This is a genomic window from Rhodopirellula sp. SH410 (assembly GCF_055811895.1).
On the sequence record NZ_CM147949.1, the window covers coordinates 4542426 to 4563409 of the forward strand.

Consider the following 20984-nt stretch of genomic DNA (forward strand, 5'->3'; position numbering starts at 1 on the left):
TTCACCTGAGCAGGAATCTGTCTCGATGCGTTCTCTCATCCAACGCCCGTTTGCCCATTCGCACCGTGACGGAACCCCGTTCGCGAACGGAACCCCGTTCGCGAAATGCGGCGTGTTCGTCTCTCTCGTCTTTCTCGTTTTCATCAGTACTCCGCTGCACACGGCCCATGCTGGCCTAGGTTTTGGAAACCGGCAAGCCGTCGGGGGAGTGATGATCGATCCCGAAGGCAATGTACGAGCGGCGACCGAGGCTGAACAGAAAGAGATGGCCGAGAAGGTACGAGCGGCCATTCGCCAACCCGGCGGCGATTTAGGCCAAGCCACCGAGAGCCGTGTCATTTCGCTGGCGCGTCTGCAAGATGCCCTGCGTGAGATGCACGAAACGGGCCGCGACCTGGACGACGAAACCGCATTCCTGGCTGGATTGCAGCGCATCGAATACGTGGTCGTCGATCAAGAGAACCATGACATCCTGCTGGTCGGTCCCGCCGAGCCTTGGGAAGTCCGCGCCGACGGCACCGTTGTGGGCACGAAATCGGGCGGTTCGGTATTGCGTCTGGACGATTTGGTGACGGCGTTTCGTAGTGTCGAAGAAGCTCGTCGTGACGGCGGCATTCTGTGCTCGATCGAACCGACCGCCGAAGGTCGCCAACGATTGCAGGGTTTCCTGAAGAACATCGTGCTTCGCCCAGGGCAAAACCCAGCGTTCCTCGAAGCCGGGATGCGACAAGCCTTCGGGCCACAGATGATCAAATTGGCGGGCGTGCCCACACAAAGCCGCTTTGCTCGGACACTCGTCGCGGCGGATTTCGAAATGAAACGAATCGCCATGGCGCTCACACCTTCCCCCGTAAAGGGCTTGCCCAGCTATTTGGAAATCGCCCGCAATAAGCGGCAATCGGCAGCACAGAGCCCACGCTGGTGGATGGCCTGCAATTATGACGCGATCGCTCATGATCCCGACGAACAGATCTGGAAAATCAGTGGTCAGGGCGTCAAGACGCTGACCGAAGAGGACATTGTCTCCGCCGATGGCACTGTCGCGTCGGACGGACGCCAGGATCCCTTGGCACTGAAATGGGCCGATACGATGACGGACAAGTATGACGCATTGTCCAAAGAGCTGCCTATTTTCCGCGACCTTCGCAACGCCATGGACTTCGCCGTTGTCGCCACACTGATCACCCAAGAACAACTCGATCACCGTAGCGGTATCGACCTGGGCGTTCTACGTGGCAGCGACTCGTTGATTGAAACACCGAGTTTTGACCTGCCGCGTTCGCTCAGCCCACAGTGCAGCTTCATTCACGGGATGGCCGGTTGGACAGTGACAGCATCCGGCGGCGTGAATATCAATGCTTTCGGAGTGGTCGAAAATCAAGTCGAGCAGCCTGAATTGCAAACCCTCGTCAGCGTGAAAAACGGTAACGATTCGGGTAGTTGGTGGTGGAACGGCGAATAGGTTTCACTTGCCGCGGCGGGTGACATTTTGGTAGGACGGATGCTTCCTCAGCAGGTAGCCATCCGTTTTGGGTGTTGTCGCCGATGGGCGGATGTCGCCACGGTGTCGTCGGTGGGGAGCCTGTTTCTGCGGCTCCACCTACCATCGGGCGACAATCGCGAGATGGCTTCACGTCTCGCGGCGGTAGCGACCAGAGCCACCGTTTGGCGACGGAAGCGACGTCCTCAGAGCCCACGTCTGGCGACGGAAGCTGCTTGGCTGGGGGCATGTGCCTTGAAACCGTTCCGCCAGCCCCTCGTCCGCCGCCATGAGTCAATTCCGTCGTCAGGACGACCGACGCCGCCGCGTTCTGATGACCACCGCGTCGGCGACCGCCGCCAGCCCCACGAGTGGATCTCGCAGCCGAATCGACTCACTGCGTGAAGCGCGGCGACCCACGCTTGTGTATGGGACCCGCGTTCGCGAAGGCCTCCGCGGCCGCTGGTTCTCGCTGGTTCCCGTCGACCGATCCGCAGTCGCGAAATTGATCGCCGTCCTGACAGCCGCCGTTCTGGCGATTGTGCTGATGAATGATGCGACGGTGCGATTTGTGTCCATCCAAAGCCGCCCAGCATTCGTTGACGTTTTTCAAATAGCTCGGCTGGGAAGTCTCGGTCGATACGCAATTGGCGTGATGTACCTGGCGATGGCCGGTGCAGCCTGGATGATCTATCAACTGCGCCGCTTCCGCAACGATGACTTTCGCGGCAATTACCGGCTGTGGCAATGGATCGTCGGCGTATCCTTGGTCGCCAGTGTCGCGACCGTCATACCGCTGCTCGCCATGCTCGGTGCCACGGTCGAACTGTTGATGGGGCGTCGGATCGCCTTGTCCGGTCATGACTGGATCGGTCTGTTCCTCGTCGTCGGCGGTGCCGTGTTGGCTCTGCGGACGGTTGCAGAGACGTGGCACTACCGGACGAGTTTAATTTTGCTGGTTGGCGGTTGGCTCTGCGTGGCGATCCCGGTGGCGGCCCAGTGGAATATGATCGCGGTCGATACGATTTTGCGATGGTCCATCATCACCTCGGCCCCGTTACTCGCGGTGATGCTGTGGTTTTCCGCTTCGGTAATCTATTTGCGTTCGCTCTATTGTGAAGTCCGCGGCATCGAACCGGCGATTGGGTTTCTCCAGCGATTGCGAGACGCTGCTCCACGAGGATTTTCCCTGCGTGGCTCGCTCGAGCCCGGCGACACACCAACGGCGGCTGACCCCAAGCCCGCTCGGAAACCAGCGAATAAGCCAGCCGCAAAACCGAGCAGTCCATCACGAGTCGCCGCGAAAACAGTCACCAAAGCCAAAGTGGACGTCAAACCGGAACCGGACGAGGACAGCGATTCGGACAACGCACCCGCGAAACGACGCTGGTTTGGACTACTGCCAGCCGCAAAGGCACGGCCCGCTGAATCCGATTCAACCGATGCCAGCCCAGAGCGGACACCGGCTCCCCAAGAGAAGCTCGACGACAAGCCCGCCAAAGCGGCACCCACCCAAAAAGATCGCTCGGGCGAGGAATCCGACGACGAAGCCGACACCGAACAGGCACCCCGAGAGCGCCGGCGATGGTGGCCCACCCTGCGTGGCCGCACCAAGTCTGAAGCGAAACCTGATGTCGCCGAAGAAGAGACCCAGGACACGCCGCAACGGGCTGAACCGGACACCACCGAGGAGCAGCCCAAGAAACGCCGCTTTGGGCTTGGCTCGCTGATGAAGCGCAAAGCAAACACTGATTCGGACGCCGCCGAACCGGAAGAGGAAAACAAGCCTTCGTCGAATCCACGCGGCGCCTCCGGCCCGCCTCCGAAAGGCGGTGCCACCGCTGACGAAAAGGATGACGAAGACGATGACAACGACGAAGAGGGCTTCTCTGATGATGACATCGACTGGTCGAGCATGAACAAGGCGGAACGCCGCCGCATGCGAAAACAGCTCAAACGGGGTGATCGGGCGGCCTAGGACCGGTTCCAACAACACGCCTGACATGAAACAATTCCGAAATGTCGGCGGTGGATCGTGTTAACCGGCTGTCGATGGAACCGAGACGCGTTAAAGCCCCGGCGGGTGTTGCTGCCCGGGATCATGACCGCACTTGGCTCACAACGGCGCCGACGATGCCAATCCAGTCGACAGCGCGTTGACCTGATCCACTGCCGCGTGTCGACGATGTTTTTTTACACTTCTACTTGTCAGCCCCCCAAGTCCCTATGAAATTTGCTTCGCTGCACGGCGCCCATTGTCTCGTCACCGGGGGCGCTGGCTTCATCGGTTCCCATATGGTCGGCAAGTTGCTTGACGCTGGCGCGAGGGTCCGCGTCGTCGACAATCTCTCGACCGGATATCCCGCAAACCTGCACAGCTTCCAGCAGGGTGAGTTCGCCGACCGACTGGAATTTATCGAAGCCGACGTGTCCGACGCGGACACCGCCACGGAGGTTGTCGACCAGATCGATCATGTCTTCCACCTCGCTGCGATGGCGAGCGTGCCACGCAGCATGCGAGAACCTGCGTTGTGTCACCAGTGGTGTGCCACGAGCACGGTCCAGTTGCTGACGGCGGCGGCGAAGGGGGCGACGAAGCGGTTTGTTCTGTCGTCAACGAGTGCAGCGTATGGGGACTCGCTGTTTGTTTCTAAGCGAGAAACCGATGCCCCCTCTCCATTGTCACCCTATGCGGCATCGAAACTCGCCGCCGAGAGCTACTGCGCCGCCTTCAATCGCGAGTTCGATATCGAGACCGTTGTGCTGCGTTACTTCAACGTGTTCGGTCCACGCCAAGATCCGCAGAGTGAATACAGTGCGGTCATCCCCCGATTTGTTTCCATGATTCTCTCGGGAGAGCGTCCGGTGATCTACGGCGACGGGCACCAATCACGCGATTTTGTGTACGTGGGCGATGTCGCCGACGCCAATTTGCTGGCCGCGACCCAACCGGAGGTTGCGGGCGGTACGTTCAACATCGCGCGGGGCGAGCGAACGACGCTACTCGAGCTGCTCGAGACACTGCGTGAGCTGCTCGGCCGCGACATCCAACCGATCCATGAAGCCGCTCGGGCCGGTGACGTTCGCGACTCATTGGCCGATATCATCCAAGCTCGCACACGATTGGGCTTTGATCCCTCCGTGACCATCGCCGAAGGACTGCGGCAAAGCATCGACTATTACCGCGAGATCTGCTCGGTATCGTAGTGGATCATGGATCGTTGCCCGTGTGAGGACGTGTCGCCACGTCCAGCGCGGGATGTGGGTGCCTACATGCCGTCGGTCAAGATTTTTCTTGCATCTTCGGGGGATGCCAAATCCAGACGTTCCCGCTGCTCGGGCGGCATCGATTCGTACTGCTCGGCCAACGACAGTGGTTTGGATTCACCACGGACCTTGCGCCGCACCGCTTCGTGGGCCCAGTCCCGGAGGATCATGCTTTGCATCCACGGATCGGACACATATTGCTGCAGCGTATCCAAATCTTTCGTGGGCAACATCGATCGAATCGTATCAAGTTCCTGGTGGCTCAGCGGCGGAATTCTCTGTTGGGGCGATTCATCGCGTGAGGAGCGCCCGTCTCGACTGTGCCAATTGGGATCTCGAACGAGCGTTGCCAAGGCGAAAGCTCGATAGGCGATTTGAGGGTCGTCGCCGCGCCGGGCCTGTTTCTCAAACCACTCCAGCAACTTTTGGGAGGACGAGGGTTCACCTCCACCTGCCTCATCGTCGCGCAACCGCGATTTGACGAGCTGGATGACCGTGAAATCAATCCGCTCGATCGCGTCTTCACTGAGATTGCGTCGGGTGATGCGGCCGATGGATGTGATCATCTCTCCGATGGCCGCATCAATTGCGGGAAAGCGTTCCTCTCCCGAACCGGTTTCGATTTGAGCGACCAGTTGATCACTGAGCTGTTCACGCATGCGGACGTATCGCCGCAGCGTGTCGAGCCGTTTGGCGGCATCCTCGTTGGCCTGCAGTCGCGCGGCCAATTCGCGGAGTCGCTCCTTCGATGGCTCGTCCAATCGATCAAAGCGGTCCCATCTCGCCAATGCGATCATCCGTTGCTCGGCAGGCACCTCCCGCAACCGGTCTGCGAACTGCGTCGGCGATGGCTCCAAATCCTCGCCGTCTGGACCGCTGTAGATGGATTGCGCTGACTGTCGATCGATCACGGCATCCACGCCTGGGGTGATGGATCCGCCCACGACGGAACTCCAACGCGGCGCCGCCATGAGATCGTCGACCAAACCGGGCTTCTCACTGAGTCGGTATGCGTCCATGTCCAGCGCGATCGGGAAATCGGCGACCTGGCGGCGAAGCTCACGCTGCTGTTGCCAGCGCACCATTGCGAACATGATCGCCGCTGCGAGCAGCGGCACGCCCAACAAAAGCAATGCTCGGCTCCAATAGCTACTGGCCGATTTCCGCGTCTCCTGGGGATGCAGGGGGGCCAGCGCGGCAAAATCCTTGCCGGTGCTGCTGGCGCCGTTTTGGGTCAGATCGGCGACGACGAGTTGCAGCGTCGTTTCCACCGAATGCTCATTGACCACGGGGCTTGGCAGCCAATCGAGCAAGTCCCAACTGCGTTGGAGATTCCGCAAACGCACACGCAGTGAGTCGTCGGCAACTAACCGGTTTTCGATCCGATCGCGTTCCTCTCGGGATACTTCCCCATCGAGGTATGCGACCAGCAATTCGTCATCGGCATCGATCATCTTGGGATCTGTCATGAGTCACCGCCCGACGGATCACCCGTCGATTTGTCTTTCGGATCAGGTTTTGATCGCTCTGAGCGATGTGGCTCCTGAAACTGCTTGAGCATTCCCGATGTCGACGGCAGCGACTGGGAGATATGGAGTTCGTCGTCCAGCACGCCGCTTTGCATATAGGAATCGAGCGTCTCTTTGAGACCGACACGCGCTCGACTGAGTAGCGATTTCACCGCCTTGGTGGTCAGTCCCATGGTCTCGGCGATTTCGACGTAGTTCATGTTTTCAAAACGCGACAGAATCAGCGCCATCCGCTGGCGTTCACTCAGTGACGCGACTGCGGCGCGAACCAATCGTGCGCGTTCATCACCTTCGACCAGTCGCACGGGCATCAACCCGCTCGCATCGAGCGCCGTCGTGGCCAGTAGCGGACCACTCTCATCGGCCCCCCCGAGGAACCGCGGTGCGTCCATCTCGCTGATCTCGTGCCGCCGCGAGGCCGTGCGTTTCGCATTGCGGGCAACGTTGCCCGCGATCGTAAACAACCAAGTCGAAAATTTCGCCCCGGGCTCATATCGTTGGCGGGCCCGATAAACCCGCAAAAATGTTTCTTGAGCAAGGTCCTCCGCGAGGTCCGTGTGGGGCGCCAAGGTTTGCATCAAGCGAACTAAACGCGGTTGATAACGGCGCACCAATTCTTCGAATGCCCCCGCGTCATCGTCGCGCACCCGCAGCATCAACCGAACATCAGGATCGGTTTGCGTGTAACGAAGTACAGTAGAATCGGAAGCAGGCAATAGAGTTCAGAAAAAGTAAGGCAGGGTTCAGGAAGCCAGCAGCGAATCGCTAGAAGCTGGTAGCTATCTTCCCCGGCATCAGAATGCCGTAAACTTCGATCGTATGGTTATTCTCGTCGAGCACAGGGCGACCGCGTGTCAGCAGGCTACGGTAGTGCCCATCGTCGTCGCGGCGACGAAATTGGATTTGAAACGCGGTGCCGGTTTTCAGAGATTGTTTGAGCACTTGACGAAACCGGGTTCGATCCTCGGGGTGGACTTCAGCCAAAAATTCTTCGTAATTCGGTTCCGCTTTGCCGGGATCACGTCCCACCACGCGGAAAGTCTCCTCGGACCAGTGCACGGATTGTGTGTTCGGATCAAAGGACCAAGCACCTAACCCCGCCAGCCGCTGCAGGTCTCGCAGGCGTCGCCGACTTTGCTCTAAGTTACGCTCGGCATCACGTCGCTCAGAGATATCCCGGATCGTGGACATCAACATCTCGGTACCATTGACCGTCACCGTCCGGGCACTGATTAACACGTCAATTTCACCATCGATCGACTCGGTTTTCCGCAAAAACTGAGTTTCGAAGTTCTCGATGCGACCTTCACGAGTGAGCGTCTCGATGAACCGTTCTCGCCGCTCGGCGGAGGCCCAAATCTCCAGCTCAGCGATGGATTGCCCCACCAGATCGCCCAGTCCATAGCCCAGCAAGGCTAGGCAAGCTGGGTTGGCTTCCAGCACAATGCCGTCTGACCAACGAATCAGCAACCCAGCTTCGGGCGATTGCGTGAACAACGCAGAGTACTTTGCCTGACTTTCCTGCATCTTGTCCCGCTGATCCCGATCGCGGCGAACTCGAACAGCGGCCTCGCAGTCGCCCTGTCCCGCCGCGTCATACAACCTCAACGATAAGTCGAGGTCGCCTTGGCCGGCGGCAAATCGAGCAAACTCAAGTTGGACCTGGCCGAGTGTCCGCGTCGCTCGCGCATTTTCGGGCCATAATTCGATCGCCTCATGCAACAACGCTTGACCGATTCGGAATCGCTCGTAGGTCTCCTCTGGCGCATCGCCACGTTTCGCCAGTGCCGCGTCATCAGGCCATACCCGCCGCTTTGCTCGGCGAACCAACCGCTCGCTCTCCTCGTGGATACGGTGGTCCTTGATCGACTGCACGAAGCCCTCGACGCTGGGGAACCGCTTGGCGACATCGGTCGCCATGGCTCGCAATGCTGTGTCCATCAACTCGCCAACCACCTCGGTCGGCTGGATCTCGTTACGCGCCGCCGCTTTGATGCACTGCAGCAGGTTTTTGCCATGATGCGGCGGGCATCCCGTCAGAATTTGGTACAGGATCGCCCCGAGTAGGTACACGTCCGTTGCTGAGGTAATCGAGTCGAGCCTGCCCATTGCCTGCTCGGGGGCCATGTAGGCGGGCGTGCCGCCAATCGCACTATTGCTATCCGGAACCGCGCTGGCGACTGCCCCGCGGACGGTACTGCCGAGCTGGAGCGCCAACCCCCAATCGGCAACCAAGGCCTCGCCGAAGCGACCGAGCATCACGTTCTCTGGCTTGATGTCTCGATGCACCAGGCCGCGTGAATGAGCGTATCGAATGGCATCGGCGACCCGCAACAGGACCGTCAGGTTCTCCTCCACACTGAATTGGTCGATCTGTTGGTCCCAGCTCGTCCCGTCAATACGTTTCATCGCATAGAACAGATGCCCGTCACCGTCGATGCACAAATCATGCAGCGCGATCACATTGGGGTGGTCGAGCGAACCGATCACCCGGGCCTCGGCGAGGAAGCGTTGTCGCGATTGCCGGTCACCGGCGAGCTCGCGTCTCAACACCTTGACGGCGACTTCGCGATCGATCGCACGTTGATGAGCTTGGTAAACGACCCCCGTGCCACCGCTGCCGAGTTTGCCGATCAGGCGATACTCAGCATCGGCAGTGTCCGCCACCGAACAAACGTCCGGCGCCGCCTCAGACGACGGCTTGCCCCACGTGACCACTTTGCGACAGGGGACAAAACCTTCGTCACGACGCAGATCCGGGCCATCCGCGGGCGTGTCAATGGTGTCCTGCAACTGGTGGTCGACGGATGCATCGACGGACCAGTCAGGATGCTGCAAATTAAATCCGTGGTTGGCGAACGACAAAGTCAACGTCTTCGAATCCGCTGGCATTTCGGCCAACCGTTGCGCCAAGGAATCATCGTCGGATATCGTGTCGAGCAGCGTCGCCATGGAACTCATTCATTCCTCTAAAGTGTCAAACTCTTGGAGAGCCGCGTGCCGAAAGGCATCCCGCGGCACCCGCCACAGCCCGACCGCTTACGCCGCTCGGCTGAATCAACCGACAGCCCCGCTGGCGTCGGACTGCAAACCCTTGCTCAACGACGCTTTGCACTCTTCTTTTTCACGACTTTCTTCTTCGCTGCTTTCTTGGTCGTCTTTTTGGTTACCTGCTTAGCCACCTTCTGCTTAGCCACCTTCTTCTTTGCCGGTTTCTTCACGACAACCTTCTTCGCCGCCTTCTTCTTGACAGCCTTCTTCTTAACAGCCGCTTTCTTGACCGCTTTCTTCTTCACGGCCTTTTTCGTCACCGCTTTCTTCTTGACCGATTTCTTAGCCGCTCGTTTCACCGATTTCTTGGCTGCCTTGCGAGCGGACTTCTTAGCGGCTTTCTTCACCGACTTTTTCGCCGTTGACTTTGCGTTCTGTCTCGCCGGCGATTTTCGCGCACTTCGTTGGGGCGTCTGCGCAGACTTCTTGGACGCTTTGGCGGCGCGTTTGGTTCGCTTGCCAGCGGGGGAGCTCTCGTACATCGCCACGACCTGATCGCGATCGGTAATCTGATGCTGGCGGGCTAAAATCGCCAGTTCCAGAGCCTGGTCCTGGCCGTATTTATTCCACGCAAAGCTAGCCTTTTCTCGCTTACCATCCTCGGTTACCCAAGAGGCACAGTACGCGTAGTATTCGCAACCGGGATAACGGTTGTCTTGGGAATAGGCAACGTGCACGCCCACGATGCCCGTCGTGTTGCGTGAGGTCAACTTATCACGAGTCGAGTTTTCCGCTGGCCCCAATTCCTCGAGCAGCTCCTCGTACGCCGTCTTGGCGGCCGCCAATGCCTTCCGCTTGCCACCGTACTTCGAATCGGAGAAGTATTGGTGGATGCGATTGCCGCTACGAGCAATTCGCACCATGTATCCACGCCGATTTTCCAGGTCGAATCGAGTGATACCTTTGGCAACAGTTTTAGTAGGCATGCGATTAGGTTCCAAATGGGTGCAAAGTATCAGTCGCCCGGCGATACCGACGCGCTGGGGTCGTCAAAAACAAGCGAAATATCAGCAATCATTAAAATCTCTGGCCCCTCGGACTACAAGGCGTTGAACCTGAGCCACAGGATCGACCCTGGTCTCGTTGAAGACGGATCCCGAGCGTGATCGCCTTCTGGACCGAGCGTGATCGCCTTCTGGACCGAGCGTGATCGTCCTCTGGACCGAGCGAGATCGTCCTCTGGCAAGCGTGATCGATACATGAACGAACGTTTGCCGATTGCCTGATCTTACTCGCTTTTTAAACGCGGCACCCCTGATTTTTGCTACAATTCCACCCTCGACGGTTCGCCCAACGCCAATCGCATTTTTTGACTTCTGCGGAGGATGCCGCATCATGATTTCGTTTTTTCGTTCCCGAAGTCGTGCGAAACGGCCCAGCAAAAACGTCGCGCGCGGTGCTCGCGCCGTCCGGTTCGAAGCTCTCGAATCGCGTCGCTTGCTGGCCAGTGGTAACTCGATTCCCGCTGGGGAATCCACCAGCACCGTCCATTTTCGATTCGACTACTCGAACGATACAGGTTTCTTCAGGGATCATCCCGAGCGGCGAGCCGTGCTGGAGTTAGCCGGCCGGCTGCTAACCGATCGGCTGACCGATACCCTCGATGCGATCCCGGCATCCAACTCATCGATCCGCTGGGAAGCCCACTACACGAACCCCAGCACCGGGGCGAACACAGCATTACCGCCTGGTTTTTCTGCCGCCGCGAACGAAATCGTGGTCTTTGCCGGCAGCCGTTCCCTGCAGAGCCTGGATTTCCCAGGCGGAATAGTCCGCTCCTACGCAGACGGGGTTAATGTGCCCTTCAATTACTCGTGCCCCGCAACGACTCAGGCCCAGTGCACCGCATTTGGCACGGCGCTCACCACACGCGGTGAAGGCGTGACGCAGGGGGCGGGCGCCGTCGACTTCGCTCCCTTTGTCGCGTCGCTGAGTTTCGACAACCGCAGCGATACCATCGAAGACTGGAATTTCGAGGACGGACCGCTGCAGTCCGGCCAGTACCGTTTTTTGACCTTTGCTCAACACGAACTGGCCCACGTGCTCGGATTCGGGATCTCGAATTCGTTTACCACCAAGGCTCAAACAGGAACATTCATCGGCCCGAAAACCGATATCGCCTATGTCGGTGCCGGACACCTGCCACTCAACGGTGGACACGTTGGCCAGTCCGTCACGGGCGAGCAAGCGACGATCATGACCTCGAACATCCAAAACAATGGACTTTTCGCGGCAGTCGATTTCGCCGTCCTCGACGATATCGGCTGGCAAGTCGTCGGCGATTCACGCCGCACCGTGACGATCTCAACCTCAGCAAAAGCACTGCCCGAAGATGCGGGTGCCTTCGAACTGACCGCGACGCTCTCGTCGGCGTCTGCGGTGCCCATCAGCGTCCCCTTCTCAATTCGCGGTACCGGAAAACTCGGTACCGACGTGACGCTCTCGGCGAATCAATTTGCATTTGCCGCCAATCAGCGGACGGCGACAATCTCGGTCCATGTCATCGACGACAACGTCTACGAAGCTGCGGAATGGATGACGGTCGCTCTGCTCGACAGTGCCGACGCCCAACTCGGCAGCACGACCGACGTCCAACTGACCGTTTTCGACGACGATGGTTTTGACTTGGCGACGGTACGACGTGACGATCCAACGACCACGACCAGTTCGCTCACGATTCCCGGCGACAGCCAACCGCACGGTATCGTCTTTCGCGCCAGCCAATCACAAAATCTGAGCGTGAGGGCGCAGAACGTCGACCACATCGACGCGGGGGTACTCTTGTACGACCGCGATCAGAATATCGTTGGTCAGTACGATGCGACCGGATTGAGCTCGGCCGCCCTAACCAAGGGTGAATCGTACGCACTCGTGTTTTATCCGCGAACGAGCACGCAGACATTCGCAGTCGCGTTCCCGGGAGGACTTGCGGCCGTGCCGCCGCGTCACAATGTGCTGTTTCCCGCGGACGTCAATGGCAACTACAGCGTTACCGAAGTCGATGCATTGCAGATTATCAACCAGCTCAATCAAGCCAATGGGAATTCGTCCGTGGATGCCCCAACGGTCAGCGGCGATGGATTCTACGACGTCAATGGCAGTGGACTGATCACGGCTGTCGATGCTCTGCAGGTGATCAACTATCTCAATGTCCACACGCCCGGTGGCGAACCGCTCGCGTCCGCCAACGCAGTGATGATCGCACCGATCCCCGTGTCATCCGCTACCGCGATGAGTCGTCATGCCCCATATGTCACGGACACTCCGGTGCACGCCCTGGAACCACCCCTCAACCAGCATACTGCGCCGCTCGACCCCAACGCGTTCGCAGCGGACGCCACGCCGTCGCCGCGTACCGTAGCCATCGACCGTCTATTCGCCGAAAGCGAAGATTTCGAGCCGACCTCTATCGATCAGGATTCCTTGCAGGCGGGTCGTCAACCGGATCTGGCGACCTCAGCGATCGAAAAAGGTTAATCCGGTGCAGGACCGCTCATCGTGAGACCGCGTGGGCGATGCCGCGCACTTTCTCGTCCGTCCGCGTGCTATCTCGAGGGTAATCCATGTGCCGGACAACCATTGGACGTCGAGCGACAATGCCCGGACGCCCCGATGCTCAGAGCGCCGACGACATCGATTGGCATACAAATCGCAGTACGCACCGTTCGGTGCGGTACACGCTCATTCGCGACCGAACTCACCGACAACTTTTGAAAACTCTCACATACGAGGATGCTGTCATGCAGGCAATGGTATACGACGACTATGGTGACGCGAGTGTATTACACGCCGCTGAAATCCCCACCCCGGAGCGACTACCGGGGCAAATACTGATCGAAATGCATGCTTCGAGTATCAATCCGGTTGACTATCGGCTGCGCAGCGGCGAAATGAAAGGGCTCCTGCCGGGCGGTTTTCCCCGCGTGCCAGGCTTTGACGTGGCGGGGGTGGTGGCCGATTGTGCCGACGACGTGCCATTCAAAATCGGTGATCGAGTGATGGCGTTTCTCGATGCGGCCCGTGGCGGCGCGAGTGCGGAGTTCAGCGTTTGCGCCGTCGACGCGGCAGCCAAGCTACCCGACGATCTGTCGTTCGAAGACGCTGCCACGATGCCGCTGGCCGGCAGCACCGCCCTGCAATCACTCCGCGACCACGGCAAAATGCAACCGCACCATCGGGTGCTCATCAACGGCGCCAGCGGTGGCGTGGGGATGTTCGCGGTGCAGATCGCCAAGGCAGCAGGCTGCCACGTTGATGCCGTCGCGAGCGGTGAGAACAGAGAGTTCTGCATGTCCCTCGGGGCCGACCATTTCTATGATTATCAACAGGTTGACTTTACCGCCTCGAGCGAACGCTGGGACATCGTGTTTGATGCCGCCGGCAAGTCTGGGTACTGTGACGCTCGTGATGTGATGAACCCCGGCGGTCGATACGTCTCGACCGAGCCCGACGTCAAAGGGATGTTGATGACGGCCCTGACGTGGCCGCTATCCAAATCCGGCACGGTCATGCTAGCCCGCCCGCACGCGAACGACTTGCGTGAATTGATTCGGTTGCACGAGGCGGGCCAACTGCAAATCACCATCGATAGCCGCTTCCCCCTGAGCAAGCTTGCCGACGCCCACCGCAGAATTGAGGCGGGTGTGGATCGAGGCAAAATTGTGATCTTCCGTGACCCAGTCGCAGCGAGCTGAGCTGAGCCACGGACGTTGTCGCCAGACGGCTTCGAGAGCCCCGGCGTTAGCCCAGTCCGGGGACGTGCCATCCTTCTCGATAGGTTCGCGAGACGAGCGAAGTCGCCTCGGGGCTATTGGGAAACGTCAGGCTTTCGCGGTCCCAGTCCAGCCAATCCGTACTGACCCGATCGGCCATCGCACCGACCAAGATGGATTCGGTAAGTGGTCCACCGTGGTCAAATTCGCCGCACGCTTTGCGTCCCTCAACAATGGCGTCGACCCAATCATGGTAGTGATCCTGTTTGGCCAACGAACTCCCATTCGTGTCGGAGAAGGATTTGGAATCGGTCATCACGACAGGCATCCCCCGGCGATAGTTTTTATAGATGGCCCCCGTTTCGCCGATCCAGCAGGTGCCCGATTCTGGCAGCGTGTCGACTCCTGCGGGCAATGGGATCTGGCTTGCGTCGGGTCGCAGGTCGCCGTCATGCCATGTCAGCTTGACGGAATCCCCAGCGGTCATGTCGGTGCCTGGGAAGACGAGTTCCACCTTTCTTCGTTTGCCCCACAGCGGCCCGGTGGTGATCGGGGACAATTGTCGCACGCGCAGCGGCGCGGTCAATTTCAACGCGTCGAAACTGATGTCAAAATGGTGACATCCCATGTCTCCCATCTCGCCGACGCCGAAGCCGTACCAGGCCCGCCACGTTTGGGGATGGTACGTGTTGGCGAAGTACGGACGAGGCGTTTGCACGCCCAGCCACAGATCCCAATCCAGGGTACCGGGAATGGGGTCCCCTGCACCGCTAATATCAGTGTTCTTCGGCCACCAACCGAGTTTCTTGTTCTCCCATAGAATCACTTCCTTGATCTTACCGATCGCACCACTACGAATAAGATCGACGGTGTGCCGACTTTCAATGCTTGAGCGGCCTTGGTTGCCGAGCTGCGTGACGACGCCCGCCTTGGCTGCTTCGTTGGTGATAACACGGCATTCGTGCAGCGTCGTCGCCATGGGTTTTTGCAGGTACACATGCTTTTTGGCTCGCATGGCCGTGACCGCAGGTGCGGCGTGCATGTGGTCGGGGGTACCGATCGTGATGGCATCAAATTTGTCGCCCTGTTCGGCCAACATTTCTCGCCAATCACGATGCTGCGAAGCCTCTGGATATTTCTTCGCGGCAGCGCCAAGGTAATTGGAGTCGACATCGCACAACGCGGTAAGCTGAACCTTCGGATGAGACGCGACACTGTTCATCGTGTGCGCTCCCATCCCACCGACACCGATGCAAGCGACCTCCAGCTTTGAATTCAGGGAAGCCCCCCGCACAAACGCGGGACACCCCATCACTCCGACCGCTGCCGCAGTGGTGCACTTGAGCAATTGCCGGCGAGAGAGAGATGGGCTGTGATGACTCGTCGCGGGTGAAGAAGGTTCTTTCATGAATTGATCCGATGGATGGAGATGGTTCGATGGTTGAAAAATGAGATCATAGCCCAATGGCATGGGCCGGAGATGAACGTCTCGACAAATATCATACAAGCTCGAAACGATCAATGCGAAGCGCCGGAGTCAGGAATTCGATCGCCTCTCGAAATGACTCGCCTGTCGAAGCAAATGCGTCTACGTTCTGGGGGAGACCCCCGACATACAAACGCTTCCGCACAGGTGCTTGGCATCGCGTGAACCACAAGTGACGAATTCTCCCGTAGCCATCTTCGCCAGACAGTGGGCCCCCACGCTCTGGCGAGCGTAGCGACGTCCGCTTTCTTCACGCGGTGCTTCGAAGCATCCAGTGCACGCGATTGACTCACGGCAGCCCACGATCGATACTGGGTGGACTTGCCGCATCATCAAGCCCCGGGTCACCAAGTAATTCGGTATGGCCGCCCTGAGTAAACGAGATGAAACCGGCCCGCCATCATGTTGACGTCGCGACGTCGAGTCATGTTGACGCCCCCGCACCGTTGAACGGAACGCCCTCGATGAAACGAATGTCTAGCGTCGTCTTACTGTTGCTTGGTTGCCTGAGTTTGTCCCGCCCAGGGTACTCCGAGCAGCCAAACCTGGTCATCTTCTTAGCCGATGACGCGGGCTGGGGAGACTACAGCCAATCGGGAAACCACCAAATTTCGACGCCCAATATTGACTCGATCGCGCAGGGAGGTGTTTCGCTCGATCGCTTCTATGTGTGCCCCGTCTGTGCGCCCACCCGCGCTGAATTCTTGACCGGACGTTATTACCCGCGAGGTGGCGTGCGTGGTGTTTCGACGGGTCAGGAACGACTGGATCTCGACGAGCGCACCATTGCCGACGCGTTCCGTGCGGCGGGCTATGCGACGGGAGCATTTGGAAAATGGCACAACGGCAGCCAATGGCCCTACCATCCCATGGCACGAGGTTTTGAAGAGTACTTTGGGCACACGTCGGGTCATTGGGGCGAGTATTTCGATGCACCTCTCGAATCCAACGGGCGGATGATTCGCACTCAGGGATACATCGTCGATGTTTGCACAGACCGCGCCCTCGACTTCATTGACCGCAACCAAGACCGGCCGTTCCTTTGCTATGTCCCGTTTAGCACCCCGCACTCGCCTTGGGCGGCTCCGGAGAAGGACTGGAAACGTTTCCAAAATCTAACCATCGAGCAGACCGCAACGGATCCCAAGGCCGAGGTCGCCGATCAAACTCGCTGTGCGCTGGCGATGGTCGAGAATCAAGATTGGAATGTCGGGCGAGTGCTCGACAGGCTCGCCGAGTACGGTATCGAGGACAACACGATTGTCGTTTACTTTTCAGACAACGGTCCCAATGGGTACCGCTGGACGGGCGGCATGAAGGGCCGCAAGGGCAGCACCGATGAAGGCGGTGTGCGTTCGGTGTGCTACATCCGTTGGCCGGGGAAATTGCCCGGCGAACACACCGTCACGCAGATTAGTGGCGCGATTGATTTGATGCCGACCCTGACGGCACTGGCCGGCGTGACCCGTGTCGGTGAGAAACCACTCGATGGACGTAACCTGACACCCCTGCTGATGAAGCAGAAAACGGACTGGCCTGAGCATCAGCACTTCTCGACCTGGGGCGGCAAAGTCAGCGTACGGACGCAAACCCACCGTCTCGACCACCAGGGCAAGCTGTTTGACATGAGCGCCGATCCCGGACAAACCACTCCTGTGAACGAGAAGGAGCCTGCACTCACCGCGGAGCTTGTGCAAGCGGTGAAGTCATGGCGTCAAGAAATGTTCCCCCCATCGAACGCGTTGGCAAACATCGAACCAATCAAGAACAAGCCCAACGCCGTGGACCCGCGTCCCATTCCCGTTGGCTATCGTGATTTTCCGATCACGATGTTGCCGGCCCGCGACGGCGAACCCAGCGGTGGAGTGGCCCGCAGCAGCAGAGCACCTAACTGCTCCTACTTCGTCGATTGGACCAGCCTCGAGGACTCCATGATGTGGCTGGTCGATGTCCACACTGCGGGACGCTACGAGGTCACGATTGACTATACCTGCAAGTTGCCTGACGTGGGTTCCACGATTGAATTGAGCTTCCATGACGCTCGGCTATCTGGTCAGGTCACGCCTGGGTGGGATCCGCCCCTGAATACGAATCAGGACACGCTGGAACGTCCCCCTGCGGAAAGTCAGATGAAGGAGTTTCGTTCGATGGTACTCGGCGAGATCGATCTCCCCGCCGGCCTCGGACCGTTGACTTTGCGAGCGACTGACATTCCCGGCGCATCCGTCATGGACGTGCGACGTGTCACGCTGACGCTGTTGCCCTGAGTCGCGCCGGCATCGGGGTGGGGCGAGAGACCTTGATGAGAAATGCTCACTTGATGCGGTTGTTACTCCTGTGAGCGTTTGGAACGCCCCACGTCGTCACCGGTCCTGGGGCGAGCATTCGTTCGTCAGCCCACCGCGCGACGAGATTGCCACGGCAGGATGGGCTCTGCCTCGCCACTGAGCATGCTGCCTGATTCGCCCCCTTCCGATGGCGGCGAGTTACTGAAGTGGACGACGAATGCGATCAAGGATATTGGGATCGAGGTTGGTGGTGCCATGGATCATTTGCGACGCCTCTCGATGGAGCATCAACATGTCGGCCAAATCAAACCACAAAACTCCGCCGAGCGTCATCGTGCCGTCATGCCCGATGATCTTGGACACCACCTCCTCGATGGCTGCTTGGGACTGGCGTAGTGCGTCTTGGCTTGCCTCTTGATCGCCGTTCTCATGATGGATCATTGCCATCGGAGCGTACGTGAGTCCCACGGCGGGCCATTGCTCAGCGTGCTGAGTTTGCTGCATCCGGCGCATGGCCTGCTCCAACTCCCCTGCTCTGAGATGAGCAAGGCCGGTGATATAGAGACAAACGGGCATTGGCAAACGCGGTACGTCGTCCAAGCGACCGAGTCGATTGGCGGGTGAGCGCGTCGGTTTGCGTGGTCGATCGGCAAAATCGAAATCGTCAGGCGGCGGTCCCAGCCAAAATTCTCCTGGCGGCGGGGGCGGCGGGCGTCTGGGGTGGAAGTCCTGCGGTGGCCTCCTTTCCGCCTGCTCGAGCCAAGACTCCGCTTGTCGGGCAAACGCCACAAACTGCTCCTGCGAAAAGACACTTTTGTCCGTCAAGCAGTGACGCAGCATCTCCCAACTCGTGAGCGCCGGTTCCGTCGCGACAAGCTTTTGAAGCTGACGGGTGTACTGCCGCTTGGCGTCGGGTTGGTCGGTCAACCGAAAGAGCGTCGGCACGCCCCACCACTGTGGCGAATCCACCGGCGCCTCTAATTGGACTGCCGTTGCGTAACTCTCTGCGGCCTCCTGCCACCAACCGATACGCGCGAGAAACTGCCCGCGGCTGGTCCACGGAAGGTAGTAACTCGGTTGTTGCTCTACCGCCGCGTCGTATTCATCTAACGCCAATAACAACCTGCCCGAGTCAGCATTATTCTGGGCACTGGCCACCATCCGATGCGCCTGCGTGATCTTCTTCGCAAAATTCTCGATCTCGACCAGCGCATTCTCTTTCTCGTCCCGTTCGTTCATCGCCGCGCGCATTTGCCACAGACTCGCGGCCGTCCCGATCAGCATCGTCAGCAAAATCGCCACGGCGGTCGCCAACGCGAAACGGTTTCGCCGGGCAAACTTCACCATTTGATACAACATGCTCGGAGGGCGAGCATGGATCGGCTGCTGGTCGAGATAGCAGGCAATATCCGCCGACAGCGCGGCCGCCGAGTCGTATCGACGATTGCGATCCTTCTCAAGCGCCTTCATCGCGATCCAGTCCAGATCGCCTCGCAAAGAAGACGTTAGCCGACTGGGTTCGAGACGCCGCGAACTGGACACCGTTGTCACTCGCGTGCCGAGCGTCGTAAGCCGTCTGCTCGGCCGTGGTGGTTCTTCTTCGCGAATGATACGGCGCAGTTCGTCGAGCCCGGCAGAGTCCAGACGGTCGCGATCGAATGGCGTTGCTCCCGATAGCAATTCATACAACAGCACCCCCAACGAATAGATATCGCTACGAGTGTCAATGTCCAGACCGCTCATCTCAGCCTGCTCGGGGCTCATGTACAGCGGCGTGCCGATCATCGAAAAGAAGCGTGTATAGAGCGTTTTGTCAGTTAGCGATTGACCAATCGCTTTGGCGACACCGAAGTCGATGACTTTCACCACCGGCTTATCGTCGTGCAGCGTGACCATCACGTTGGACGGTTTGATATCGCGATGAATCACCCCTTTTTGGTGGGCGTGATGAACCGCAGCACAGACGTCCTGGAAAAGCTGCAAGCGTTCACCGATCGTCAATCGGTGTGCATCGGCAAATTCGGTGATCGGCACTCCTCGCACCAATTCCATCACAAAGTAAGGCCGACTATCGATAGCGACGCCAGCATCGAAGACGCGTGCGATGTGGGGGTGGTCCATCATTGCGATGGCTTGCCGCTCGGCCTCGAAGCGTGCGATGACCTCCTTGGAACCCGATCCGGGTTTGACGATTTTCAGTGCCACACTTCGGCGAAATGGCCGTTCTTGTTGAGCGACAAACACCAGCCCAAAACCGCCTTCGCCGATCTGTTCCATCAACCGATAGGGACCGATCATCGTGCCGATCAAGGGTCCATCCATGCCGTCGCATTGGTGCGTCAGAGACAGCCCTTCGTCGATGGCCACTGGAGGGCGATCGAGCAGGTGGTCGGGTTGGTCACTCGCCCGTAGCAATGCGTCGACACTGGGTCGCAGACGTTTGTCATTGCCGCAGGCTTTCGCTAGATAGTCCTCGCGTACCTGCGGGTCCTCCCGTTCGATAGCGTTGAGGAAGATAGTTCGTTCGGAGGGCTCACTCATTTCTCGTCTTCCTCCATTTCCCTTCGTAGCCACGCGCGGGCATAGACCCAGTTTCGCTTTACCGTTCGTGGTGACGTATCGAGTAATTCAGCGGTCTCGTCGATGGTCAGCCCCGCGAAATAGCGGAGCTCGACAAGCTTGGCGAGGCCCTCATCTTTCACCTGCAATTTCGTTAGTGCCTCATCCAATGCGAGCAGCGCCTCGGCGTTTTCCGGGTGGATCTCCGCAACGTCAGGCAACAGTTCGGATCGCTTCCGATCGCCGCCCCGTTTATCAGCATTCCGTCGTCGCGCTGACTCAATCAAGATGCGTCGCATCGCTTCGGCTGCCGCCGCAAAGAAGTGGCCGCGGCTCTCCCAAGACGGGCTGCTGTCCCCACCGACGAGTCTCAGAAACGCCTCATGGACGAGCGCCGTCGGCTGCAGGGTGTGCGATGCCTTCTCATGGACCATCTTCTGCGAGGCCAATCGACGCAGCTCCTGATAAACCAACGGCAACAACTGCTCGGTCGCCTGAGCGTCTCCGCTTTCGATCTGTTGCAGGATATGACTGACGTCGCTGTTCATGAACTCAATTCTATCTTCTTCGATTGGTAACGGAGATCGCCAAGAGTCTCCGCCGCATTGATTT

Annotated in this window: 13 protein-coding genes; 6 read left to right on the forward strand and 7 right to left on the reverse strand. The window is 59.0% G+C overall.

The window, feature by feature from the left end; all coding sequences use genetic code 11:
- Positions 1–25: 25 nt before the first annotated feature.
- The 3 genes from SH410x_RS16525 (at position 26) to SH410x_RS16535 (ending at position 4687) form a co-directional block, all read left to right on the forward strand.
- Positions 26–1462, forward strand: coding sequence for a DUF1598 domain-containing protein (locus SH410x_RS16525; protein WP_473668988.1), 1437 nt, complete (start codon positions 26–28; stop codon positions 1460–1462).
- 307 nt (positions 1463–1769) lie between these two features.
- Positions 1770–3458: a hypothetical protein gene (locus tag SH410x_RS16530; RefSeq protein WP_473668990.1), complete on the forward strand. Its 1689-nt coding sequence runs from the start codon at positions 1770–1772 to the stop codon at positions 3456–3458.
- 248 nt (positions 3459–3706) lie between these two features.
- On the forward strand, positions 3707–4687 hold the full coding sequence (locus tag SH410x_RS16535; RefSeq protein ID WP_473668992.1) for an SDR family oxidoreductase: 981 nt from the start codon (positions 3707–3709) through the stop codon (positions 4685–4687).
- 62 nt (positions 4688–4749) lie between these two features.
- Here SH410x_RS16535 and SH410x_RS16540 read toward each other — a convergent pair whose 3' ends face one another.
- From SH410x_RS16540 to SH410x_RS16555, 4 genes are all read right to left on the reverse strand, one after another.
- Complete coding sequence (locus tag SH410x_RS16540) at positions 4750–6216, reverse strand: anti-sigma factor family protein (RefSeq protein WP_473668994.1); 1467 nt, start codon at positions 6214–6216, stop codon at positions 4750–4752.
- Positions 6213–6992 (reverse strand): RNA polymerase sigma factor, encoded by a 780-nt coding sequence (locus SH410x_RS16545; RefSeq protein WP_473668996.1) that lies wholly within the window; start codon positions 6990–6992, stop codon positions 6213–6215. The genes SH410x_RS16540 and SH410x_RS16545 overlap by 4 nt, the downstream gene beginning before the upstream one ends.
- Positions 6993–7041: 49 nt before the next feature.
- Positions 7042–9237, reverse strand: coding sequence for a protein kinase domain-containing protein (locus SH410x_RS16550; RefSeq protein WP_473668998.1), 2196 nt, complete (start codon positions 9235–9237; stop codon positions 7042–7044).
- 137 nt (positions 9238–9374) lie between these two features.
- Positions 9375–10253, reverse strand: a complete 879-nt coding sequence (locus tag SH410x_RS16555; RefSeq protein ID WP_473669000.1) for a pathogenesis-related transcriptional factor and ERF protein — start codon at positions 10251–10253, stop codon at positions 9375–9377.
- A 409-nt stretch (positions 10254–10662) separates the two neighbouring features.
- On the opposite strand from SH410x_RS16555, the gene SH410x_RS16560 reads away from it, so the two are divergent.
- Together SH410x_RS16560 and SH410x_RS16565 are read left to right on the forward strand one after the other, a co-directional pair.
- Positions 10663–12804, forward strand: a complete 2142-nt coding sequence (locus tag SH410x_RS16560) for a dockerin type I domain-containing protein (RefSeq protein WP_473669002.1) — start codon at positions 10663–10665, stop codon at positions 12802–12804.
- Between the two features lie 263 nt (positions 12805–13067).
- Positions 13068–14021, forward strand: coding sequence for an NAD(P)-dependent alcohol dehydrogenase (locus SH410x_RS16565; RefSeq protein WP_473677330.1), 954 nt, complete (start codon positions 13068–13070; stop codon positions 14019–14021).
- A 46-nt stretch (positions 14022–14067) separates the two neighbouring features.
- Here the strand turns inward: SH410x_RS16565 and SH410x_RS16570 are convergent, their stop codons facing one another.
- Positions 14068–15447, reverse strand: coding sequence for a Gfo/Idh/MocA family oxidoreductase (locus SH410x_RS16570; protein ID WP_473669004.1), 1380 nt, complete (start codon positions 15445–15447; stop codon positions 14068–14070).
- A 542-nt stretch (positions 15448–15989) separates the two neighbouring features.
- On the opposite strand from SH410x_RS16570, the gene SH410x_RS16575 reads away from it, so the two are divergent.
- The gene (locus SH410x_RS16575) at positions 15990–17792 is read left to right on the forward strand and encodes an arylsulfatase (RefSeq protein ID WP_473669006.1); all 1803 of its coding nucleotides are present in this window, start codon (positions 15990–15992) and stop codon (positions 17790–17792) included.
- Between the two features lie 219 nt (positions 17793–18011).
- Here the strand turns inward: SH410x_RS16575 and SH410x_RS16580 are convergent, their stop codons facing one another.
- Complete coding sequence (locus SH410x_RS16580) at positions 18012–20354, reverse strand: serine/threonine protein kinase (protein WP_473669008.1); 2343 nt, start codon at positions 20352–20354, stop codon at positions 18012–18014.
- Positions 20351–20920 carry an ECF-type sigma factor gene (locus SH410x_RS16585; protein WP_473669010.1) on the reverse strand — a complete coding sequence of 190 codons (570 nt, stop codon included), beginning with the start codon at positions 20918–20920 and terminating at the stop codon, positions 20351–20353. Before SH410x_RS16585 ends, SH410x_RS16580 begins: the two co-directional genes overlap by 4 nt.
- Between the last annotated feature and the right edge of the window lie 64 nt (positions 20921–20984).